Raw genomic sequence first — 21,340 nt, forward strand, 5'->3', positions numbered from 1 at the left:
CACAGGCGGCGGGATCCTCCGCCGCCGAGGCCGGACAGGACCGTCGGTGACGACGCTTCTCGTCGCGGCGGCGTCCCTCTGCACGGCGCTCGTGGCGCTGCCCGCCCAGGCGGCCCCGTCGAGCGCCCCGCAGGCCGCCCCGAAGGCGGCCCAGGCCGCCGCGGCCCTCCCCACCGGCTGGGTCAACATCGTCAACAAGGGCAGCGGCAAGTGTGTCGACGCGGCCGCCGCCGGCACGGCCAACGGCACCGCCGTCCAGCAGTACGCCTGCAACGGCACCACCGCCCAGAACTGGAGCCTGACCGACACCGGCAGCGGCCGCGTCAGGGTCGGCAACCGCAACTCCGCCAACCAGGTCTGGGACGTCAAGGACGTTTCCACCGCGGACAGCGCCGCCATTCAGCTGTGGCTGTACAGCAGCGGCCTCAACCAGCAGTGGCAGCCGGTCGAGGAGGCCGACGGGGCCTACCACTTCGTCAACGGCAACAGCGGCAAGTGCCTCGACGTGCCCGCCGCCTCGACCGCCGACGGCGTCGTCCTCGGCCAGTACACCTGCAACGGGTCCGCCGCCCAGTCCTTCCGGCTGACCGCGGCCGACACCCCGCCGCCCGCGGGCACCCCGGACCTCGGCCCCAACGTCCAGGTCTTCGACCCGTCGATGCCCTCCGCGACGATCCAGAGCCGCGTGGACGCGGTCTTCCGCCAGCAGGAGACCAACCAGTTCGGCACCCAGCGCCAGGCCTTCCTCTTCCGGCCCGGCAACTACAACAACGTCAACGTCAACGTCGGCTTCTACACCCAGGTCGCCGGCCTGGGCCTGAGCCCCGACGACGTCAACATCGGCGGCACGGTGCACGTGGAGGCCGACTGGTTCCCGCCGCAGAACGCCACCCAGAACTTCTGGCGCAGCGCCGAGAACCTCTCCGTCACGCCGCCCTCGGGCACCGACCGCTGGGCCGTCTCGCAGGCCGCCCCGTACCGCCGCATGCACGTGCGCGGCAACCTCGCCCTGGACGACGGCGGCTGGGCCAGCGGCGGCTTCATGGCCGACAGCAAGGTCGACGGCCAGGTCCGCTCCGGTACGCAGCAGCAGTGGCTGTCCCGCAACACCGAGTGGGGCAGCTGGACCGGGCAGAACTGGAACATGGTGTTCGTCGGCGCGAAGAACGCGCCCGCCGGGACCTTCCCCAACCCGCCCTACACCACGGTCGCGACCACCCCGCAGATCCGTGAGAAGCCCTTCCTGTACGTGGACGCGGCCGGCGCCTACAAGGTGTTCGTCCCCGCCCTGCGCAGCAATTCGTCCGGCACCACGTGGAGCGCCGGCGCCCCCGCCGGTACGTCCCTCCCGCTGGACCAGTTCTACATCGCCAAGCCCGGCGCGAGCGCCGCGGACATGAACGCGGCCCTGGCCGCGGGCAAGAACCTGCTGGTCACGCCGGGTGTCTACCACCTGAACCAGACCCTCAGGGTCACCCGTCCCGACACGGTCGTCCTCGGCCTCGGCCTCGCCACCTTCATCCCGGACAACGGCATCACCGCCGTCTCCGTCTCGGACGTCGACGGCGTGAAGGTCGCGGGCCTGCTCATCGACGCGGGTCCGGTCAACTCCCAGCGCCTGATGGAGGTCGGCGCCGACGGCTCGAACGTGAGCCACGCGGCCAACCCCACCTCGCTGCACGACGTGTTCTTCCGCATCGGCGGCGCGGGCGTCGGCAAGGCGACCACCAGCCTGGTGGTCAACAGCCGCAACGTCATCGGTGACCACATGTGGATCTGGCGCGCCGACCACGGCAGCGGGGTCGGCTGGACCACCAACACGGCGGACACCGGCCTGATCGTGAACGGCGCCGACGTCACCATGTACGGCCTGTTCGTCGAGCACTACCAGAAGCACCAGACCATCTGGAACGGCAACGGCGGCAAGACGTACTTCTACCAGAACGAGATGCCGTACGACCCGCCCAACCAGGCGGCCTGGATGAACGGCAGCACCCAGGGGTACGCCGCCTACAAGGTGGCGAACACCGTGACGAGCCACGAGGCGTACGGGCTCGGCAGCTACTGCTTCTTCAACGTCAACAACGGGGTGACCGCGGAGCACGCGTTCGAGGTCCCCAACAACGCGAACGTGAAGTTCCGGAACATGGTGACGGTGTCGCTCGGCGGCGTCGGGACCATCCGGCACGTGATCAACGACAGGGGCGGCCCGTCGAACTCGTCCACCAACGTGGCGAACCTCGTCAGCTACCCGTAGCACCCGCACCACCTCTTCGGGAAGGCCCCGGGCCACCGCGCGAGCGGAGGCCCGGGGCCTTCCCGCTGCCCTCCTTCCGGACCCCTCCGACGGGCGCTGATGCCGTACGGACATCACCATCGACCAAAGAGGTCTTGGACGGGTCACCGGCCCGCGGGCCATCGTGGAGGAGCCGGCCACACTCCGCGGCCGGGCTTATGGAGGCACAAATGTCAGTCACCAAGGTGTTCCTCACGGGCGGCTCGGGCTACGTCGGCCGGCCCACCGTCGCCGCGCTCCTCCGGCGGGGCATCGCCGTCACCGCGCTCGCCCGCAGCGCGGAGTCCGCGCGGACGCTGTCCACCCTGGGGGCGGAGCCGGTACGGGGCGCCCTCACCGACACCGCCGTCCTGCGCGAGGCCGCGTCCCGCGCCGACGGCGTGATCCACCTGGGCTCCGACGCGAGCCCCGGCGGCGACCAGGTCGACCGCGAGGCCGCCGAGGCCCTGTTGGACGGCGTCGGAGCGGGACCGTACGTCCACACCGGCGGGGCCTGGGTGTACGGCGACACCGACGGGGTCGCCGACGAGGAGAAGACCCAGCAGCCGCCGGCCATCACCGCGTGGCGCAAGGCCAACGAGGACCTGGTCCTGGCCCGCGCCGCGACCGGGGGACACCCCGTGCTGGTGATGCCGGGGGTGGTGTACGGCCACGGCGCCGGACTCATCGACATGTTCTACACCGCCCCGGCGCGCGAGCGGGGCGCGGCGCCGGTGATCGGCGACGGCCGCAACCACTGGGGTGTCGTCCACGTGGACGACATCGCGGAGCTGTACGCGCTGGCCCTCGGCGCGCCCGCCGGGGCGGTCTACATCGGGGTGAGCGACGAGGCGCCGACCCAGGCGGAGGTCGCCGCCGCCGCGGCCGAGGCCGCGGGGCACCCGGGGCGTACCGAGTCCCTGACCCTCGAAGCGGGGCTGGAGCGCATGGGCCCGATCGCCGAGGCCTTCGCCCTGAACCAGCGCCTGACCGGCGCCCGAGCCCGCCGCGAGACCGGCTGGCAGCCCCGCCACGTGGACGACGCCCTGACAGAGATCGCCCACCCCACCCAGGCCTGAACAGATCCGGGTGGCAGCGCCGGCCAAGGGCTGAACGGACCCGGGTCGCAGGCTCTTCGGGCCTGAGCCGACCGGGGTCGCAGCGGCGCCCAGAGCTGAGCCGACCCTGGTCGTAAGGCTTTCGGGCCTGAACCGACCCGGGTCGCAGCGGCGCCCAGGGCTGAGCCGGCCCGGATCGCGCGCCCTGCCCGGGTCCGGGCAGGCCGCCGGCCCCGGTGGTGCGGTTGCCGGGGTTCGTCGCGGGTCTCAGGCGAGCGGTTCCACCTCCAGGAACCGGCGCCTGCGGGGACCCCGGTACAGCAGGGCCTCCCACCCCAGGCGCGTCAGTTCCGACGCGCAGCGGCCGAGCGCCCGCTCCTCGTCCTGGGCGGCCCCGCCACCGGGCGGACCCACCCACTCCACCCGCACGGTCCCTGCCCGCTCGCCCGCCCGCACGCGGAAGCCGGTCGCCACCGGCTGCCCGGCCGCGTCCACCGCGGACGGCGCGAGGCCCGCCGCCTCCAGCACGAGCGCCACGGCCCGCACCGGCCGCTGCCGCTCCCACGCCGCCGGTACGGCCTCGGGGGCGCCGGCCCCGGTGTGCGTCAGCCGACGGATCTGGAGCAGCCCGCCGAAGGCGACCCGTACCTCCGCGGCCCGCACCTCCGGTGCCCCCCCGGGCGCGGGACCGTCACCGGTGGCGGCCTCGAACCCGCCGGGCCGCCCGGCACCCCCGTCGTCGGCCGCCGTCATCCGCGTCGCCGTCCTCTCGTCCGAGCCGCTCCCACGCTCCGGCCCCTCGGAGGGACTCTCTCAGCAGGGGGCGGGCGAGCGGAAGCCGGACGCACGGCACCGGCTCAGGGCGTGGCCTTCTGGCCCGTCGGCCCCACGGCGAACCACGTGCCGCCGATGCCCTGCCCGTTGGCGTCGCCGGGACCGCTGTCGCCCGAGAAGCGGTAGATCGGCCAGCCCCCCACCGTCACCTGAATGGTGCCGTCCGGCCTCCGGATCGCCCCGACCTGGCTCGGGTCGACGCCCGCGAGATAGGCCTTGCCGCCCTCCTGGACGGTGACCGGCGGCCACTTCGCCGCGCAGTCACCCGCGCAGTTGGACTGCGACGGCTGGGCGGTGTCCTGGTCGAAGCGGTACAGCGTCGCCTGGTTCACGTTGATCAGGTGGCTGCCCAGCCGCGGTGACGTGACGGCCGACAACTGCACCCACTTCGGCGGGGTCTCCTGCACCGCCAGGCCGACGACCGTACCGCCGTTGCCCGTCAGCCCGTTCTGGGCGGCGGTGCTGTCGACGACCTGGAGCCCCGAGTTGCTCGACGGCTGCCCCGAGGGGGCGGTCGCGGCCGGCGGCTGCGAGGCGGGGGCGGAAGTGGCGGCCGCCGCCGGGGCGGGGGACGCGTCGGTCACGGAGACGGTCTTGCCGCAGGCGGCCAGGCCGGCCACACCGCACAGGACGAGGGCGGACGCGACGGCCGCCCGCCGGAGGGACCCGCGCGCGGGGCTGTTGCTGGGAAAAGTCACGTGAGGCACACGAGACGCGGACAAAAAAGGTTCACGCACCAACGGGATTGAACCCAGGGGCCGTCCGTCCCGTGTCCTCGACGGGCCGACCGCCCGCACGACCGCACCCGAGGGGATCTCCGTGGCCGACATCTTCATACCAGGAGACGAACTGGACGACGCACGTCAGGCGTTGAGCTTCGTCCTGGACCACATCGACATCCAGGCCAACGAGTTCGACTTCCCGGCGATGTTCGGACCGGGGCTGCGCAACGCCGCCCAGAACTTCGACGACAAGTGGAACGACGGCCGGGAACGGCTCCAGAAGCAGGTGAAGGAGATCAAGAAGGCCATGGACTCCATCGCCGACGAGTTCGCCAAGACGGACAACGACGCCGCGTCCAACCTGAGCGACTCATGAGGACCGCCGAGCGTTTCCTGGTCAACGTCCCCGCGTCCTGGACCGAGGCCGACCTCACCGGCGAGGCTCTCGCGCGGACCCGCCGGGAGGCCCTGGCGGCGACGGACGACCCGCGCGCCAAGGCCGCCGTCAACGACATGTTCCGGCAGGGCCGGGAGATCAGCAGGGCCGCGCGCAAGCACGGCGCGCTCTACGCCGCCGGCACCGCCACCCAGTACGAGGACGGCCTGTTCCTCGCGTACGCCATGGTCTTCGCCGTCAGCACCCCGGAGGGAATGGAGCTCACGCTCCCGCTGCTCTCCCGGCAGCTCGGACTCTCGACGGTGAAGCACAAGGTCCCGGCCGACCGCGTGGTCAGCGCGGTGACCCTGGAGAACGTGGGCCGCGTCGCCCGGGTCACCGGCACCGAGGAGACGCCCCTGACGGCGGACGTCAAGGCCAAGCTCCTCACCATGCACACGATCATGCCGGTGCCCGGCACCACCCGTGAGTACCTCGTGGTGACCTGCGCGAGCCCCAACCTGCCGCTCAAGGAAGAGGCGTACGACCTCTTCGACGCCATCACCGGCACGTTCCGCTTCGTGTCCGCCGACGGGACCGTCGTCCCGCTCTGAGCGCGGCTCCGGCGCGGCACGAGCCGGGGGTACGAGGGGACGGCACCGGATCAGGTGATCCGGTGCCCTCCGTCGACGTGCAGGACGGTCCCGGTGATGAATCCGTTGCGCATCACCGACAGGAACGCCTGGGCGATGTCGTCGGGGGTGCCGACGCGGCGGGCCGGGAGCCGCGCGGCCAGCTCGGCGAAGGCGGCTTGTTTGTCCATGCCGAGCTGGTCCCAGATGGGGGTGTCCACCCAGCCGGGGGAGATGACGTTCACCCGCACGGGGGCCAGTTCGATCGCCAGCCCGTACGCCAGTGACGCCAGCGCGCCGTTGGCCGCGGCCATGATGGTGTTCGACCCGTTCGGCCGGTACGCGTTGATGCCCGAGGTGAAGGTGATCGAGCCGGTGACTCGTCCGGCCGCGTGCTTGCCGACCAGCCAGGCACCGAGCAGTTTGGTCTCCACGACGGCCCGTGCGGTCGCCGTGGCGACGTCGGCGGTCCGCCCGTAGACGCCGGTCGCGTCCGCGGCGGTGACCGCCACGTGCTCCACCCGCTCCACCTGGGCGAACAGTCCGGCCACGTCCTCCTCCCGCCCCAGGTCGGCCGTGATCGTGGTGATCCTCCCGTGACCGGGGCGTGCCAGTTCCGTCCGGGCCCTCGCGAGCCGGTCCGAGGACCGGCCGACGATGGTCACCTGCATGTCTTCGGCGAGCAGGGTCCGGGCCAGGGCAAGGCCCATGCCGGATCCGCCACCGATGATGATCGCGTCAGTCATGATCCGAGCGTGCGCCGCCGGGCCGGTTCCGGGCAGGCCGGGTGGTTCCTGGGTGTGCCACGGCCACCCAGGAGCACGCCGGCCGGTGGCAGACTCGACGCCGTGAACACCATGGCCGACTTCCTCCGGATCCGGCGCGGACGCATCGGCCCGGCCGACGTCGGGCTGCCCACCGGACCGGGCGCCCGGCGCACACCCGGGCTGCGCCGCGAGGAGTTGGCGGCGCTGGCCGGCGTGAGCGTCGACTACTACATCCGGATCGAGCAGGGGCGGGAGACCGCGCCCAGCGACGCGGTCCTGGGCGCGTTGGCCCGGGTCCTGCGGCTCACCGCCGACGAGCACGCCCACCTGCTCGGCCTCGCCGACCAGGTCGCCGGGCGGACACCGCGCCGCCGGCCGGCCGACGCGCGGCCGGCCGGTCCTGGCCTGCGGCTGCTGCTGGAGTCGGTCCGGCCCAGCCCGGCGTACGTACTCGACGACGTCAACGACGTGCTGGCCGCGAATCCCGAGGGCCTCGCGCTGATGCCCGGGCTCGGCGACTCACCGCCCGGACAGCGCAACACGATTCGGTACACCTTCCTGCACGCCGCCGCCCGCACCCTTTTCGCCGACTGGGGCCGGGTGGCGCGCAACGGTGTCGCGCACCTGCGCACCGCCCAACTGACCGCCCCGGAGCGGACGGCCGCGCTGGTCGCCGAACTGGAGGCGGCCAGCGGCGAGTTCGCCGCTCTGTGGCGCCGGCACGAGGTAGCGGCCAAGCGCGCCGGCGAGACCGCGTTCCGGCACCCGGTGATCGGCCCGACCACCCTCGCCAACGAGGTGCTCCGCCCTGTCGGCGAGGGGCAGCGCCTGCTGATCTACCAGGCCCCGCCCGGTACGGCCGAGCACAACGCGCTGGTCCTGCTGGCCATGACCGTCGAGGACGTGCGCACCCCGTGAACCCGGAGCGGCCGATGTGATTGATCCTCTTTCCCTGAGTTCTCCCTCAGTCCTCCAGGACCGTCCCCGGCACCTGTACGGCGAGCAGGGTGCCGTCACCGAGATGCAGCAACCCCCGCCCCGGCTGCGGCGCCTGGCCGATCAGCCCGCGCGTCAGCTTGGTCCCGATCACCTCGCCGTCCCCCAGGCTCTGCGGTGACAGCAGCATGCCGGTGCGGTTCCGCTTGACCTGGCCCATCCAGCCCGCGAGGCTCAGCGACATCGACTCGGCGTTGCCCGCGACCACCACGCCCCAGCCGTTGCCCGCCCCGCCGCGCGCGAGCAGTGCGAGATCCGGGTCGATCTCCGCGCCCATGAACAGCTCCGCGTCGTCGATCACGATGACCGCGTTGTCCTCCGGGACGTTGCCCAGCACCTTGCGGAACTCCTCGACCGACACCTCCGTCTCGGTGATCACCGCGGCCACCCCGGCACGGCCCGCCAGGTCACGCAGCGGCGAGCGGCGCGGGGCCAGCACGACCACCCCCGCCCCGGCGTCCAGCGCCGACCGCGTCACCGTCAGGAGGGCCGTGCTGCGCCCCGTACGCGGCGGCCCGGCGACGGCGAACGTCGGTACGTCCGCCAGATCCGGCCCCAGCCCCGCCAGGGTGTCCCCGCCGACCGCCACCAGCGGCCGCATCGCGCCGCGTTTCGTGTGCAGCGCCAGCGCCTCCCGGTAGGTGACACGGTCGGGCAGCACGTCCAGCCGCCGGGCCCGGCGCTCGGCCGGCACCTCCGCCTCGCGGCGGGTGAGCTCCGCGCCGAGATCGCTCAGGAACCGCGCCTGCGCCGTACCCGACAGATCCGTACCCAGCACGGCGATCTGTGCCTCGCTCAGGTCCTGGGTCCGCAGACCGCGGCCCGGTGCCGCGTCCGCGGGCGCGGCCTTGGTGGGGACCCCCACCGACGAGTAGTCGGCCCGGTCGTTCATCCGCAGGACGATCTTGTCCTCGGTGGTGCCGCCGAAGCGGCTGCTGCCCAGCACCCGGTCGCCGGCCAGGACGAGGTGGATGCCTACCCCCGCGCCGTCCCGCAGCAACCGGACCATCCGCTCCAGGTAGCTGCCGTTGTCGAAGGCGTTGTACTCCCGCTCGAACACCTCGAAGCGGTCCACCAGCACCACGAGGTGCGGCAGCCGCTCCGCCGGCTCGGCCATCCGGCGCAGCTCCGCCAGGTCGGCCGTGCCCCGTGCGCCCAGCACACCCTGGCGGTACGTCAGTTCGGCCGTCAGCCGGTCCAGCAGGCGGCTCAGGCGCTCGGTCTGGTTGCGGTCCACGACCGCCCCGGTGTGCGGCAGCGCGGTCAGCGCGTTGAGCGCCCCGTTGCCGCAGTCGATGCCGTACAGGTGCACGTCCTGCGCGCCGTGGGCCTGGGCGAGCGCCGCCGCCAGGGTGCGCAGGGTCTGCGAACGCCCGCTGCGGGGCGAGCCGATGATGTGCAGGTGACCCGCCCGGTCCAGGTCGAACACCAGCGGGGTACGGCTCTGCTGGGCCGGCAGGTCCACCATGCCGTACTCGACGGCGGGCAGTTCGGCTGCCCGGTCCGCGAACGCCTTCGGCGCCGGGGACGGGGTCCACTCCAGCACCTCGGGCAGCGCGGGCAGCCACGGGCTCGGCTGCCGGGGCACCTCCGCCAGCCGCGACGCCTGCGCGACGGCCGCGGTCAGGACCGCCAGGTCGGTGACGGCCTCGGTCGCCCGCGCGCCGCCTCCGCCGCCGGACCGCAGGCGTACCGGGCCGCCCAGCTCCTGCCAGGACACCGCTCGCGCCCGTACCGGCACCTCCACGTCCGCGGGCATCGCCCCGCCGGGGCGGCGACCGCCCACCCGGCCCGCCTGGAACGGCAGCAGCGCCGAGGGCCCGAGGCGGGCGTAGGCACGCCCGGGATTGGCCGGGGAGATCTCCCCGGCCTCGGCCGCGTCGATGATGTCGCGGCTCTCGGAGGTGTCCGTGGTGCGCAGCGCGATCCGCAGGTTGGTGTTGGCGCGGATGTCGGCGGTCACCGCGCCGCTGGGCCGCTGGGTCGCGAGGACCAGGTGGATGCCGAGGGAACGGCCGCGCTGGGCGATGTTGACCAGACCCGAGATGAAGTCGGGCAGTTCCCGCGCCATGGAGGCGAACTCGTCGATCACGAGCAGCAGCCGGGGGAGCGGCGGCAGGACGTCCCCGCCCCGGCCGCGCTTGTCGAGGTAGTCCTCGATGTCCTTGGCGCTCGCCTGCGCGAGCTGAGTCTCGCGGCGGCGCAGCTCGGCGCCGAGGGAGACGAGGGCGCGCTCGACCAGACGCGTGTCGAGGTCGGTGACCAGCCCCACCGTGTGCGGCAGGTCGGCGCACTCGGCGAAGGCGCTGCCGCCCTTGTAGTCGACGAGGACGAACGTCATCTCGTCGGGCCGGTTCACCACCGCGAGCGTGGCGACGAGCGTCTGGAGGAGCTCCGACTTGCCGGAACCGGTGGTGCCCGCGATCAGGGCGTGCGGCCCGTCCCGTACCAGGTCGACGGAGAAGTCCCCGTCGTAACCGGTGCCGAGGACGGCCCGGGTGGAACGCCCGCCGAGCGACCAGCCCGCCACGATCGCCTCGGCGGTCGGCGGTTCGACGTTCAGCAGGTCCAGCAGCCGTACGGAGGCGGGCAGGGCGCTCTCGTCGGCGTCCCCGACCCCGCGCAGCGGCGCGAGCGCCCGCGCCAGGTGCTCGTACCAGTCGGCCTCGGGCGAGTCGGTCCGGACGTCCTCCAGGGCCGCGCCCACCCCGGTGCGCACCCGCGAGCCGCCCCGGGGGCTTCCCTGCGTGACGACGACCGCGCCGCACTCCTCGGGGAGCAGGCGCTCCTCGCGGTCCATGCAGATCGTGTACACCCCGACCGACGGGCCGTCCCGCAGCAGCGCGATCACCCCGGGCAGGGAACGGGCGCGGCGCGCCTGGTCCAGCACCACCAGGATGTCGGGGTGGCCGTTGACCCCGCCGCGGACCAGTTCGGTGCCCGCCGCGACCCGCGCCGAGACGATCTGCCCCAGCTCGCCGATGCGGCGGGCCAGGGAGTCGGCCGTACTGCCCACCAGGGAGTACGTGTCCTCGTTCGCCGGCCGGCCGTGCGGGAGCCAGCGGGTCCACGACCAGTCGCGCTCGCCGTCGGGGCCGCCGAGCACGACGATCCGCAGGTCGGCGGGGCTGTGCAGGGACGCGGCCTGGGCGGCCATCCAGCCGGCCAGCCGGCCCGCGCCCGGCCCCGCGATCCCGGCGACGCCCGCCCGCCGCAGGGGGACGGCGACCGGCACCTGGTTCAGCCAGGGCACGGTGGAACGCCGGTGCTCGTCCAGCGTCGGATCCTCGACGCCGAGCGACGACGGCAGGTCGGCGGTGCCCACCCGGACGTCGAGGAAGTCGGGATCCTGCCAGCGGCGTTCCCACAGTCGCTCCGAGGGCTGCGCGGCCATCCGCAGCAGGGACGCCGGATCCGGCAGGGAGAGCCGCAGGTTGTGCTGCTCGGCCAGGACGGCGGCGTCGATGTCGGCGCGCAGCCTGGTCATGGTCTCGCTGTGCTTCTGTTCCTGCTCCAGGTACTTGAGCATGGCCTGCTTGCGGCCGCCGAACTGCGTGAGGAGCGCGGCGACCGGGGAGAGCAGGGCGAGGAAGACGAAGGTCCAGCGGTGCGTCACGAAGATGGCGATCGCCGCGCTGGCGGCCGGGAGCAGCAGGATCGGGAGCAGCGGGATCGGCCGCTTGTCCGGCTTGACCGGCGGGGCGGGCAGCCGGAACCGGCTGGCCGCGGGGGAGGGGAAGAAGCGCGGAGGCCGGTTGAACTCCAGGCCCAGGCCGTCCGCCGCCGGGGTCAGCGGTGCCTTCGCGGAGTTCCGTACCGTCAGTTCCAGCAGGGTGTCCCCGACGGCGAGCTGACTGCCCTCGCGCCACGGGAGGTCGCCGCTGACGGTCTTCCCGTCGAGCTGGGACGTCCCGGTCACGCTGAGGACGCCGGAACCGTCCAGCGCGACCCTGACCCGGGCGCCCACCACCGGGGCCCCCGGCGCGAGCCGGATCCGGCAGCCGTCGCCGCTGCCGATGTCGTACTCGCCCGGCGGCAGACGGAAGACCGTGCCCGCCCCGGGGCCCGACACCAGCCGGAGTTCGGTCCGGCCCTCGGGCTCGGGGTCCCGCAGAACGGGAGTGCCGAGCCCGAGGTCCATGCCGTCCCGCACACCGGCCACCTGGAGGGTGGCTTCGGGGTCGACCCGCTCGGCACCGATGTAGAGGTCCGGTGCCGGGGTCCCCTCCGCGCCGGCCTCGGTGTGACCGACGGCGCGTGCCAGTTCCGCCGCGAACCGGGCCGCCCGGGCGGAGGGTTCGGTGTCGACGACGACCGTGGTGGACACCCCCTCGGCCAGGGGGTCGCGAACGCTGACGTTCAATCGCACGGCTATGGGTTCCTCACGGGAGAGTGGGCGGCTGGGAGGGCGGGGAGGAGGGGCCTGCGGTGGGTCAGCCGATGTTCGAGCCGAGCTGCTCGTCGGTCTGCGAGAAGGCCTCACCGACGGACTTGACGTACTGGCTGATGCCCTGGAGGCCCTCGTTGACCTGCTGGAAGCCCTTCGCGAACTCCTCGAAGAAGGGCTGGAACTTCTGCTGGGCCGCGGGCGTGCTGTAGCCCTGCGAGAGCAGCTGGTTGACGCGCCCCCGCACCTCGGTGAGCTTGTCCTGGAGCGACGTGAAGTCGTTGAGCAGCGAGGCGGAGGCCGAGGCGGTCTCGTCGGAGTTGACGGCGAAGTTGGGCATGTGGGTGCTCCTAGCGTGTTCTTGGTGCGGTCCGCCCCCGGACGGGGCGGAGGTTCAGGACGCCCGGCGCCGGGTCGCTCAGGGCGCGGGCGGGGTGCCGGTCGCGGGTGGGGTCGGCTCGGTGGGCGGCGTCGGCGTGCCGGGCGGCGTCGGCGGCGTGACGGAGGCCGTCTCCTCGACCGGCGAGGACGGAGCGGTGGTGAAGCCGCCCTCCTCGACCGGTGACGAAGGAGCCGTGGTGAAGCCGCCGTCGCTGTCGGTGGGGCTCTGCGGCGGGCCGAAGGGCGAGCCGGTCGGTTCGGTGGGGCTGCCGGGAGGCGACGGGGGGAGGGGGATGTCCTGCGGCTCGGGGCCGGGGGAGGAAGGCTCGGGGTTCGGGGCGGAGTCGGGGCTCGGGGAGGAGGAACTGTCGCCCGTCGGCGCCGGGGTGACGGTGTGCGTGGACGAGGTGTCACCGGTGTGCGCGGCGGCGTCGCCGGTGTGCGCGGACGGGGGCGTGCTGCCCTCGGGTTTCGACGTCTTCGTCGGGATGAGCCCGGAGATCCTGTCGTGCACCGTCCCGTGCGCGGTGCCCGGTGCGGTGGGGATGAAGTTGGACGCCTCCGAGGTGACCGCGTCACCGAGGGACGTGCCCTCGCTCACCGCCACGCCCACCTTGACGGCGGAGGCCGCCGCCTCCGGCACGAGTTCGCCCGCCTGCTCCAGCGCCCCGTCCTTCGCGTCCCGCAGCCGGTCGCCGAGGGACTTGGCGCCGGCCGCCCCCGAACCGGCCGCCCCCGAACCGGCCGCCGCCGGACCTGCCGCCCCCGAACCGGCCGCCGCCGGGGCCGTGGCGGGAGAGGCCGCAGCGGGAGAGGCCGCCGCGCCCGCCTCCGTACCGCCGCCGCGCCCCTTCCTGATGATGCCCGCCCCCTTGATCAGCCCGCCGACGCCGGCCACGGCGGCCGCGCCGCCGAAGATGGCCTTGGCGTCCAGGGGGTCGCCGTTGAGCTTCTCGACGGCGGCCTCCTTCCCGGACTCCACACCGAACTTGACGGTGACGTCACCGACGACCTTGCCCGCCTCCTTGACGCCCGCGCCCGCGAGCAGCCCGCCGCCGATCTTGCTCGTGGTGAGGGTGTCGGCGATCTTCGTGATGCTCCCGGTGGCGCTCTTGATCACACCCGCCCCGGCCTTGAGCAGACCGGGCGCGATCTTCGTCGCTATCGCGCCCGCGCCCTTCAGCAGCGCCCCTCCGGGGATGAACGACAGGAGCCCGACGAGGAAGTCCCCCAGTCTGAACTGCCCGCTCCCGATGGCCACGATCTGGTTCACGGCGAACAACGCGGCCCCCAGCAGGACCCCGGCCACCGGGAAGAAGATCGAGGTGATGGCGATGAGCGCGCCCAACAGGATCTGGATGAAAGGGAAGTCCTTGAACGCGTCGGCGATCTTCTGGAAGATGTTCCGCTCGGGAATCGCCTGCGAGACGGCGACATCGAGGACACGCTCGCACTCGCGCGCGGCGGAGTCGCGCAGGTCCTTCGCGTCCTGGGCCATGCGCTTGGCGGCCGTCAACTCCTGGTCGGCCGCGTCCTTGCTGTCCGACTGCTGCTTGTTCTGGGCCTTCTGTTCGTCCGTCGCGTCCGCGGGGAGGGGCGCGACCGTCTGCGCCGCGGCGCCCGCCACCGAGGCCGCCTTGTCCATCGCCTGGTCCAACATGTCCTGCGCCTGCACCAGTTGCGGAGAGTAGCCGCGGTAGGCGTCGGCGGCGGAGTGGTACGAGTCGACGGTCTTGCCGAGCTTGTCCGGCAGGTCGCCGATCACGCCCTTCAGACTGTCGATCGCGGCCCCGCGGCCGGACTCCAGGCCGCCGCCCTTCTGCGTGAACTGCCGGGCGACATCGGCCTCGTCACCGATCTGCCGGTACCGGGTCTCCAGGCGGTCGATCTCCTCGGGCTGCCCCGGGGTGGGGTCCGCGTCCATGCCGACGATCTCGAAACCGGACGTGTGCCGTCGCGCCACCTGGTGCCCCCGCGGAGATTGGATCCTTGCCGCGAGATACACGGAGCGCGACGCCCGGCGGGTTCACTTCTCACGCGAAATCGCGGAAAAAAGGGCCTCGAACCATTTCCCCGGTTCCTTCGTGTAACGGGTGACTACGGACCGGGGGACCTGCCCCGGCGGAACATGGGTGGGAAACATGAGGAACGGCGCCCGCGCCACGCGTCGGCAAGACGCCCCGACGTCACGGCCGGCCGGACGGAACGGTGCCGCCACCCTGACGGCCCTGGTCGCGACCATTCTGCTGGCCCTGTGCGCCGTTCTCGGCGCGGCCGGTCCGGGGGCCGCGGCCGACGGGGACGGGCTCATCAAGGTGTACGTGGTCAAGTCGCCCGCGCAGAACGGCGGTACGACCGACACCCTCGGGTCCATTGCCGCGAGCACGCTCGGTGACCCCGGCCGCTCCGACGACATCTTCACCCTCAACCGCGGCCTCGCCCAGCCGGACGGCGGCGCGCTCAACAACCCGGCGGACCCGCTGGTGCCGGGCTGGATCCTGCGCCTCCCGGACGACGCCTCGGGCCCGGACGTACAACTCGCCAAGGAGGCGGGGAACCAGGACTCGACCGCCCCGGGCACCGGGTCGGGACAGGCCCAGAACGGCACGGGACGGACGCAGAACGGCACGGGACAGGCCCAGAACAGCACAGGTGGGACCGCCGCGACGGACTCCGGCGCCCTCGTGTTCCCGCTGGCCGCCGTCCTCGCCGTGGCCGGGGCCTTCCTGCTCGCCCTGGTGACGGCGGGCATCGTCGGCAGGCGCCGGGTTGCCAGGGCCGCCCGCGCGCTGGCCGGCTGGTTCCGCGCGCTCGGCGAGCCCGCCCGCCGGCGCCGCCGCCGCAGGCAACGCCGCGCGCTGGCCGGCCGGTTCGCCTCGGACACCGAGTCCGTACGCCGTGCCTACGGCGTCCTGGAGGAGTTCGGCGGGAGCGGCGGACGCGAGGGGACGGCCGTCCACGCGGTACGGGTCGACCGTGCGGGCGTCACGGCCTGGCTGGCCGTCCCGGACACGGCATCCGATCCCTGGAAGAAGCTGGACGGCACCCGGTGGCGCCGCGCCGGCACCTGGCCGGGCGGCGGACTGGGGGAGAGCACGGCGGCCCGCTCGGCGGACCCGTCCGCCTGCCTCGTACGGGTGGGTACGGACGACGAGGGCGAACCTGTCTTCGTCGACCTCAGCCGGCTCGACGGCATCCTCAGTGTCACCGGGGACCGCGCCGTGTCCCACGACGTGGTGCGCGGCCTGCTCGACGAGATCGCCCGTACCCGGCCCGACGTCCCGGTGACCCAGCTCGTCGGCGCGGACGGCGGGTCCCCCTTCGCCGTACCGCCGGAGCTGACGACCCGTCCGGCGGACGGTGCCGTACGGGCGGTGTCCCCGCGAGAGGGCCGGGCGGCCACCGGCCGGGGCACCGTACGGGCCGGGGCGGTACGCCGTCCCCTCAAGGGCCTGGTCGTCGTGTCCGGCGCACCGGCTGGTCGGGAGGCGGCCGAGCTGCTCGACCTGTGCGGCCCCGGCGGCGCGGGGTGGACGGCCCTGGTGTGCGGCGAGGTCGGCGGGGCGCACTGGCGCTGGCACGCGGCCGCCGGGGGCACGGTGGAGATCCCCGTCCTGGGCGTGCGGCTCACCGTCCCCGCCTGAGGCCCGCGGCCCCGCCACCCCCGGGCGCCCGCCCGGACCCGGCCGCCCGGGGGCGGCGGGGCCGGACAACGATGTCAGACCGGCCGGGAACTCAGCACCCGGCGGCGGAGACTCCCCAGCGCGTAGTGCTGCCGTGACTTCACCGTGCCGGCCGGAATGCCGAGGATCCGCGCGGTCTCCTGCACGGTCCTGCCGCATATGTACGTGTGCACCAGCACCTCGCGGTGCTCCATCGACAGCATCCGCAGCATCTGGACCGCGTCGATCGACGCCAGCACGGCGTCCGCGTGGTCCCGCTGCGCCAGGTCCTGGGTCTCGGTGCCCACCGTCTCGTAACGGTTGGGCGCGCTGCGCAGCCGGTCGATCACCAGGTTGCGGGTGACGGTCAGCAGCCAGCCGCGGACCGAACCGTCCGTGCTGTAGAGCCGCTCGGTGTGGTGCCAGGCTCGGATCAGGGTCTCCTGGACGATGTCCTCGGCGAGGTGACGGTCGCTGAGCAGCTTCTCCGCGTAGGCGAGCAGCGCCTTACCGTGTTCCGCCACCAGCACACGAAGCAGATGCTCCTGACAGGGGACGGCCTTCGACGATGCCGTGGGTGCCGCGATTTGCTTCATTTCCTGGTTCCTGAGGGGGGATCGTGGCGGCGTCGTACCAGCGCCCGTCAGCGGTGAGGTTCCCGGGCGGGACACGCGGAGCGGCGCACACGCCGTGTTCACGGGGGCGGCTCCGGTCGGGAGCGCGTCACCCGGAACCGAGCCTAGGCAGGACCTTGTGCCGAAAAACTGCCTGAAATCTGTGGGGCCCCGGGGCGCGGGCGATTCCGGCACGGCGGAACCCGGCCGGACGCGCGCGTCATCCCTCTACACGTCGCGAAGGGCCCGAAGGGTTCAGGGGAACCGTCGGAGTCAGCGGAACCGTCAGACGCGCAGCGCCGGCGATCCCTTGCGGGACGGCTCGCCCAGGCGATGGAGCTTCTCCCGTACCGCCTCCGCGTCGGGATGGTCGAACCCGTCGAAGATCTCCAGCGCCTCCAGCCACGCCGAGGCGGCCCGTACCGGAGCGCCCAGCGCCGCCTGGGTGTCGCCGATGTGCACGAGCGTGTCCGCCACCAGCGGGCAGTCGCGCAGCTCCTGGTACAGGTCGAGGGCGTGCCCGTACGAGGCCAGGGCCTGCTGGTACTCGCGCAGGTGGTGATGGGCGTACCCGAGGCTGTCCCAGGCGGCCGCCTCGCCGTTGCGGTCCCCGGTCGCCTGGTGCAGCGCGAGGGACCGGCGGCACTGGGCGAGCGCCTTGTCGTACTCGCCGAGCAGGATGTACGTCCAGCCGACCTCGTTGAAGATCCTGGCCCGGCCGCTGCTGTGGGACGCCTCCTCGTAGTGCTCGGCCGCCTGCCGGTAGTGCTCCAGGGCCTGCCGGTGGCGGCCGAGCCCGTTGGACTGGAACGCCAGGTACCGGTGGGTCCTGGCCATGCCGACCGGATCGTTCAGCTCGCCGTACAGCTCCAGCGCCCGGGACAGCTGGGCATGGGCCTCGTCGTGGCGCTTCAGCCGCCCGCTGACGAAGCCGAGGACCTGGTGCGCGTGCGCCTGCCCGGACACGTCGCCGAGCCGCTGAGCGGCCGTCACCGCGTAGGTCTGCATGGTCAGCTGGTCCCGCCAGCGCCCGCGCCGGTCGAGGAACAGCTCCAGGATCGCGGCCAGCCGCCAGCAGTGTCCCGTGGAGCCGTACCGGGCGTCCTGCTCGACCGACGAGAGCAGGACGGAGCGCTCGCGCTCCATCCAGTCCGCGGCCTCCCACGCGTCGGAGAAGGTGAGCGCGACGGACCCCGGCGCGGGCGGGGGGAGGGGGAAACGCTCCCGGTGGGGCGCCATCGACGTGTCGGCGGCCAGCGCGGTGTGCAGGTAGTGGTCCTGCATCCGCCGGCGCGCGGCCGCCCTGTCGTCCTTGGTGTCGTGCGCGTGGGCCAGCTCGGAGCCGTACGCCCGCAGCAGTTCGTGCGAGGCGAAGCGGCCGGGCTTCTCCTCCGTGAGGAGCTGCGCGCGGACCAGCTCGGCCAGCAGCGGCCGCACCTCCGGCTCCCGCAGGCCGACCAGGCTCGCCGCGGCCGCCGCCGAGCAGCACGGCCCCGGATGGAGGGCGAGCAGCCGGAACAGCCGCGCGGCGGCGGGGGTGAGGGTGCGGTACGACCAGGAGAAGACGCTGCGCGCGTCCGTGACGGGGTCCCCGCCGGCGAACGCGTCGAGACTGCCGTGGCTGTGGCGCAGCTCCGCGGCGATGGAGGAGAGGGCGAAGCCGGGGTTGACGGCGGCGCGGGCACTGACGATGGCCAGGGCCAGCGGAAGCCGCCCGCACAGGGCGATGATCTCCTCGGCGGCCTCCGACTCCTCGATGAGCCGGTCCGCGCCCAGGCGCCGGGCCAGGAACTCCCGCGCCTCGGCGACCGTCAGCAGGTCCAGCGTGACGGGGCGGGCGCCGTCGGCGGCTATCAGCCCGTGGAGCTGGTTGCGGCTGGTGACGATGGCCAGACAGCCGGGCGCCCCCGGCAGCAGCGGGCGCACCTGCTCGGTGTCCCTGGCGTTGTCCAGCAGCACGAGCACCCGGCGGCCCGCGAGCAGGCTGCGGTACAGCGCGGCCTGGGCGTCCAGCCCGGCGGGCAGGCGGCTCGGGTGCACCCCGAACGCGTCGAGGAAGGTACGGATCGCCTCGGCCGGGTCCATGACCGAGCCGGTCGGGTCGAAGCCGCGCAGGTTGACGTAGAGCTGGCCGTCGGGGAAGCGGTGCGCGATCTCGTGGGCCCAGCGCACGGCGAGCGTGGTCTTGCCGACACCGGCCATGCCCCCGATGGCGCTGATCACCACGGCGGACGGCTGATCGCCCTCGTCGGGCGGCAGCAGGGCGTGGCTCCTGGCCAGCTCGGAGCGGCGGCCGGTGAACGCGGACAGGTCGGCGGGCAGCTGCGCCGGGCGCACCTTGGGCGCGTACGTCCCGTCCTCGGCGTTCTCGGCACCGGCCAGGTCCTCGTCCGTACCGTCGGCGGGCCCGGACGGTACGGGACAGTCCTCGTCCCCGGCCGGGGAGACGTCCCGGGCGCGGGGGCCGGCGGGCGCCGCCGCCGGGGCGGCGGCCGGCACGCTCTGCCGCAGGACCTGCTGCTGGGCGGCCCGCAGCTCGGGTCCCGGGTCCAGTCCCAGTTCGTCGGCGAGGCGGGACCGGACCGCCTGGTAGACGCCGAGCGCCTCGGCCTGGTGGCCGGTCGCCGCGAGCACGACGATCAGCCGGGCCTGGAGCACCTCGTCCAGCTGGTGGTGGGCGGCGGCGTGGCGGAGCGTGATCAGCACGCGCCCGGTCAGGCCGGGCCCGGTCTCCAGCGCCCTTTCCGCGGCTTCCTTCACCACGGCGAGATGCTCGCGGTCAACTGCGGCGAAGACGGGGTGCGCCTGGGTCCGCGGGGGGACGCCGGTGGCCGTGGGGCCGCGCCACAGGCCGAGGGCCTCGATGAGCAGCTCGGTGGCGCCGGCCGGGTCCCCGGCCTCGGACGCCTGCCCGGCCGCGTCGCGCAGGGCGCGGAAACGCAAGAGGTCCAGCTCGTCGGGCTCGACGTCCAGGCGGTAACCGCCGGAGCCGCGCACCAGGCGCCGGGAGGCCGTACGGGTCGGCAGATCGGGCTCCAGGAGGCGGCGCAGCGCGCCCACGTGCCGGTGCACCACGTTGACCGCGCTGTCCGGGGGGTCCTGCCCCCACAGCACGTCGAGGATCTCGTGGACGGCCACCGGCTGTCCCGCCTGCGTCAGCAGCAGCGCGAGCAGGGCCCGCTGCTTGGGCGGGCCCAGTTCCAGCTCGGTCCCGTGACGCCATGCCCTGACCGGCCCCAAAACTGTGAAACGCACAGTCGGCGAGTCTAGGCGGTCACTTCGCCCCGTGACGGGTCGCCGGGGCAGCCGGAACGGCAACAGCTCCGCCCGGGGCGGGAGTTGGGCGATAATAGATGTAAGCAACAGCTATTAACCGGATCGGGATGACTGTACGTGACCGTGCGAGTCCACAAGAGACCCCGACCGGACGGGGGGCGCCGATCGGGGCCGAATGAAGGGAGGGTGCGGATGGCGGTCGCCTCGCGGCGATGGGCTCCATGGGGCTTCAGCCGAACGATCTTCCCCATGGGCGATTCTCAAATGGGGCCCGGGGACACTGTTCCATCCGCATCCTCAGTCTGTTCAACGGCGGCCCCCCGGAGAATGTTCCCCGCCGTGATCAGCGTGATCAGGACGGGAACTCGGCCTCGGGCACCTCGCTGGTCGTCGCGTTGCCCCCGACGGTCTTCTGGAGGGAGAACGTCAGGATCGTGTACTGCGTCCCGCCGGAGACCTGGCGGGTGTCGAAATCCGCCTTGTCGTCGAACTTCTGGAACGAGCAGTCGCGGGTGAAGGACCTCTTCGAGGAGTTCCAGTCCGTGCCCGACGCGAAGTACACGTTGTACGCCCCGTCGGCGACGCGGCGGACGGTCGCGTCCTTGCCCTTGCGTATGTACACGGTGAAGTTGGTCCGCTGTCCCTTGGTGAGGGTGACCACCGCGTCGGACGAGGTGCCGTTCTTGATGGTGAGGCGGCCCAGGCCGCCCTGCCGCCGGTCCCGCACGAGGGCGTTGTTGCCGAGCCGCCGGTTCTTGGCCTTCTCCGTACGGGGCAGCTTCAGGTCCACCGCGTACCCGAGCGCGGTCAGCGAGGCGTCGGCCTGCCGCACCGACGCCAGGGCGTCGTCCGAGCCCAGCGTGATCCGCGGCGAGGTGGCGCAGCGCCCGCCGCCCGACTGCGCGTCGACGAGGCTCAGGCTCAGGTCGCGTACCGCCTCGGCGAGCGCGGTGTTGCCGGTCCAGGCGTCGTCGGGCGCCCGTTCCGCGTCGAGCAGGCCGGCGGCGGTCTCGGCGGCGGTGGCCGCCGTGCCGAGCGCGGCGTCGAGCGCCTTGCCCTCGGCCGCGCGGTCCACCGTGCGGAGGGCGGCGTCCAGGGGCGCGACGATCTCGGCGAGTGCCGCGCGGTAGGCGGCGGGGTCCACGGGGGTGGGTGTGGGGGTCGGTGTGGGGGTGGCGACCGCGGCCGTCTCCGACGCGGTGCTGCCACTGCTGCCGCTGCCGCCGTCGTCCCCGGAGCATGCTGTCAGTGGCAGTGCGAGTGCCAGAACGGCACCGAGTGCGGTGGCTCTCCCCGAGGCCCCCGCCGATACGCGCGCACGCAGAACTCTCACCCTGTTGCCCCCCGTCCCCCTGCGGCA

Annotated in this window: 15 protein-coding genes; 6 read left to right on the forward strand and 9 right to left on the reverse strand. The window is 73.5% G+C overall.

The window, feature by feature from the left end; translation table 11 throughout:
- Positions 1–46: 46 nt before the first annotated feature.
- Positions 47–2,257: an RICIN domain-containing protein gene (locus HA039_RS32775; RefSeq protein WP_167035579.1), complete on the forward strand. Its 2,211-nt coding sequence runs from the start codon at positions 47–49 to the stop codon at positions 2,255–2,257.
- Between the two features lie 209 nt (positions 2,258–2,466).
- On the forward strand, positions 2,467–3,354 hold the full coding sequence (locus HA039_RS32780; protein ID WP_167035580.1) for an NAD-dependent epimerase/dehydratase family protein: 888 nt from the start codon (positions 2,467–2,469) through the stop codon (positions 3,352–3,354).
- A gap of 246 nt (positions 3,355–3,600) precedes the next feature.
- On the opposite strand, the gene HA039_RS32785 is transcribed toward HA039_RS32780, so the two are convergent.
- Together HA039_RS32785 and HA039_RS32790 are read right to left on the reverse strand one after the other, a co-directional pair.
- Positions 3,601–4,086: a hypothetical protein gene (locus tag HA039_RS32785; protein ID WP_167035582.1), complete on the reverse strand. Its 486-nt coding sequence runs from the start codon at positions 4,084–4,086 to the stop codon at positions 3,601–3,603.
- A 104-nt stretch (positions 4,087–4,190) separates the two neighbouring features.
- Positions 4,191–4,865 carry a hypothetical protein gene (locus HA039_RS32790; protein WP_243869924.1) on the reverse strand — a complete coding sequence of 225 codons (675 nt, stop codon included), beginning with the start codon at positions 4,863–4,865 and terminating at the stop codon, positions 4,191–4,193.
- A 121-nt stretch (positions 4,866–4,986) separates the two neighbouring features.
- On the opposite strand from HA039_RS32790, the gene HA039_RS32795 reads away from it, so the two are divergent.
- Both HA039_RS32795 and HA039_RS32800 read left to right on the forward strand, forming a co-directional pair.
- Positions 4,987–5,265: a WXG100 family type VII secretion target gene (locus tag HA039_RS32795; protein ID WP_167035584.1), complete on the forward strand. Its 279-nt coding sequence runs from the start codon at positions 4,987–4,989 to the stop codon at positions 5,263–5,265.
- Positions 5,262–5,879: a hypothetical protein gene (locus HA039_RS32800; RefSeq protein WP_167035586.1), complete on the forward strand. Its 618-nt coding sequence runs from the start codon at positions 5,262–5,264 to the stop codon at positions 5,877–5,879. The genes HA039_RS32795 and HA039_RS32800 overlap by 4 nt, the downstream gene beginning before the upstream one ends.
- Positions 5,880–5,929: 50 nt before the next feature.
- Here the strand turns inward: HA039_RS32800 and HA039_RS32805 are convergent, their stop codons facing one another.
- Entirely contained in the window at positions 5,930–6,643 is a 714-nt protein-coding gene (locus HA039_RS32805; protein ID WP_167035588.1) for an SDR family oxidoreductase, read from the reverse strand.
- Positions 6,644–6,754: 111 nt separating this feature from the next.
- On the opposite strand from HA039_RS32805, the gene HA039_RS32810 reads away from it, so the two are divergent.
- Positions 6,755–7,582 carry a helix-turn-helix domain-containing protein gene (locus tag HA039_RS32810; RefSeq protein ID WP_167037995.1) on the forward strand — a complete coding sequence of 276 codons (828 nt, stop codon included), beginning with the start codon at positions 6,755–6,757 and terminating at the stop codon, positions 7,580–7,582.
- 46 nt (positions 7,583–7,628) lie between these two features.
- Here HA039_RS32810 and HA039_RS32815 read toward each other — a convergent pair whose 3' ends face one another.
- From HA039_RS32815 to HA039_RS32825, 3 genes are all read right to left on the reverse strand, one after another.
- Complete coding sequence (locus HA039_RS32815; RefSeq protein WP_243869926.1) at positions 7,629–12,029, reverse strand: FtsK/SpoIIIE domain-containing protein; 4,401 nt, start codon at positions 12,027–12,029, stop codon at positions 7,629–7,631.
- Positions 12,030–12,093: 64 nt separating this feature from the next.
- Positions 12,094–12,387, reverse strand: a complete 294-nt coding sequence (locus tag HA039_RS32820) for a WXG100 family type VII secretion target (protein WP_167035590.1) — start codon at positions 12,385–12,387, stop codon at positions 12,094–12,096.
- Between the two features lie 78 nt (positions 12,388–12,465).
- Positions 12,466–14,391 (reverse strand): hypothetical protein, encoded by a 1,926-nt coding sequence (locus tag HA039_RS32825; protein WP_167035593.1) that lies wholly within the window; start codon positions 14,389–14,391, stop codon positions 12,466–12,468.
- A gap of 178 nt (positions 14,392–14,569) precedes the next feature.
- Between HA039_RS32825 and HA039_RS32830 the strand changes: the two genes are divergently transcribed.
- Positions 14,570–16,072 (forward strand): hypothetical protein, encoded by a 1,503-nt coding sequence (locus tag HA039_RS32830; RefSeq protein WP_167035595.1) that lies wholly within the window; start codon positions 14,570–14,572, stop codon positions 16,070–16,072.
- A 74-nt stretch (positions 16,073–16,146) separates the two neighbouring features.
- On the opposite strand, the gene HA039_RS32835 is transcribed toward HA039_RS32830, so the two are convergent.
- The 3 genes from HA039_RS32835 to HA039_RS32845 all read right to left on the reverse strand — a co-directional run bounded on the left by HA039_RS32835 (position 16,147) and on the right by HA039_RS32845 (position 21,124).
- Positions 16,147–16,686 (reverse strand): sigma-70 family RNA polymerase sigma factor, encoded by a 540-nt coding sequence (locus tag HA039_RS32835; protein WP_167035597.1) that lies wholly within the window; start codon positions 16,684–16,686, stop codon positions 16,147–16,149.
- Positions 16,687–16,989: 303 nt separating this feature from the next.
- Positions 16,990–19,959: an AfsR/SARP family transcriptional regulator gene (locus HA039_RS32840; protein WP_243869928.1), complete on the reverse strand. Its 2,970-nt coding sequence runs from the start codon at positions 19,957–19,959 to the stop codon at positions 16,990–16,992.
- 373 nt (positions 19,960–20,332) lie between these two features.
- Positions 20,333–21,124: a hypothetical protein gene (locus HA039_RS32845; protein ID WP_167035599.1), complete on the reverse strand. Its 792-nt coding sequence runs from the start codon at positions 21,122–21,124 to the stop codon at positions 20,333–20,335.
- Positions 21,125–21,340 lie beyond the last annotated feature (216 nt).

Source organism: Streptomyces liangshanensis (genome assembly GCF_011694815.1).
In the GTDB taxonomy this organism is placed as follows: Bacteria; Actinomycetota; Actinomycetes; order Streptomycetales; family Streptomycetaceae; genus Streptomyces; species Streptomyces liangshanensis.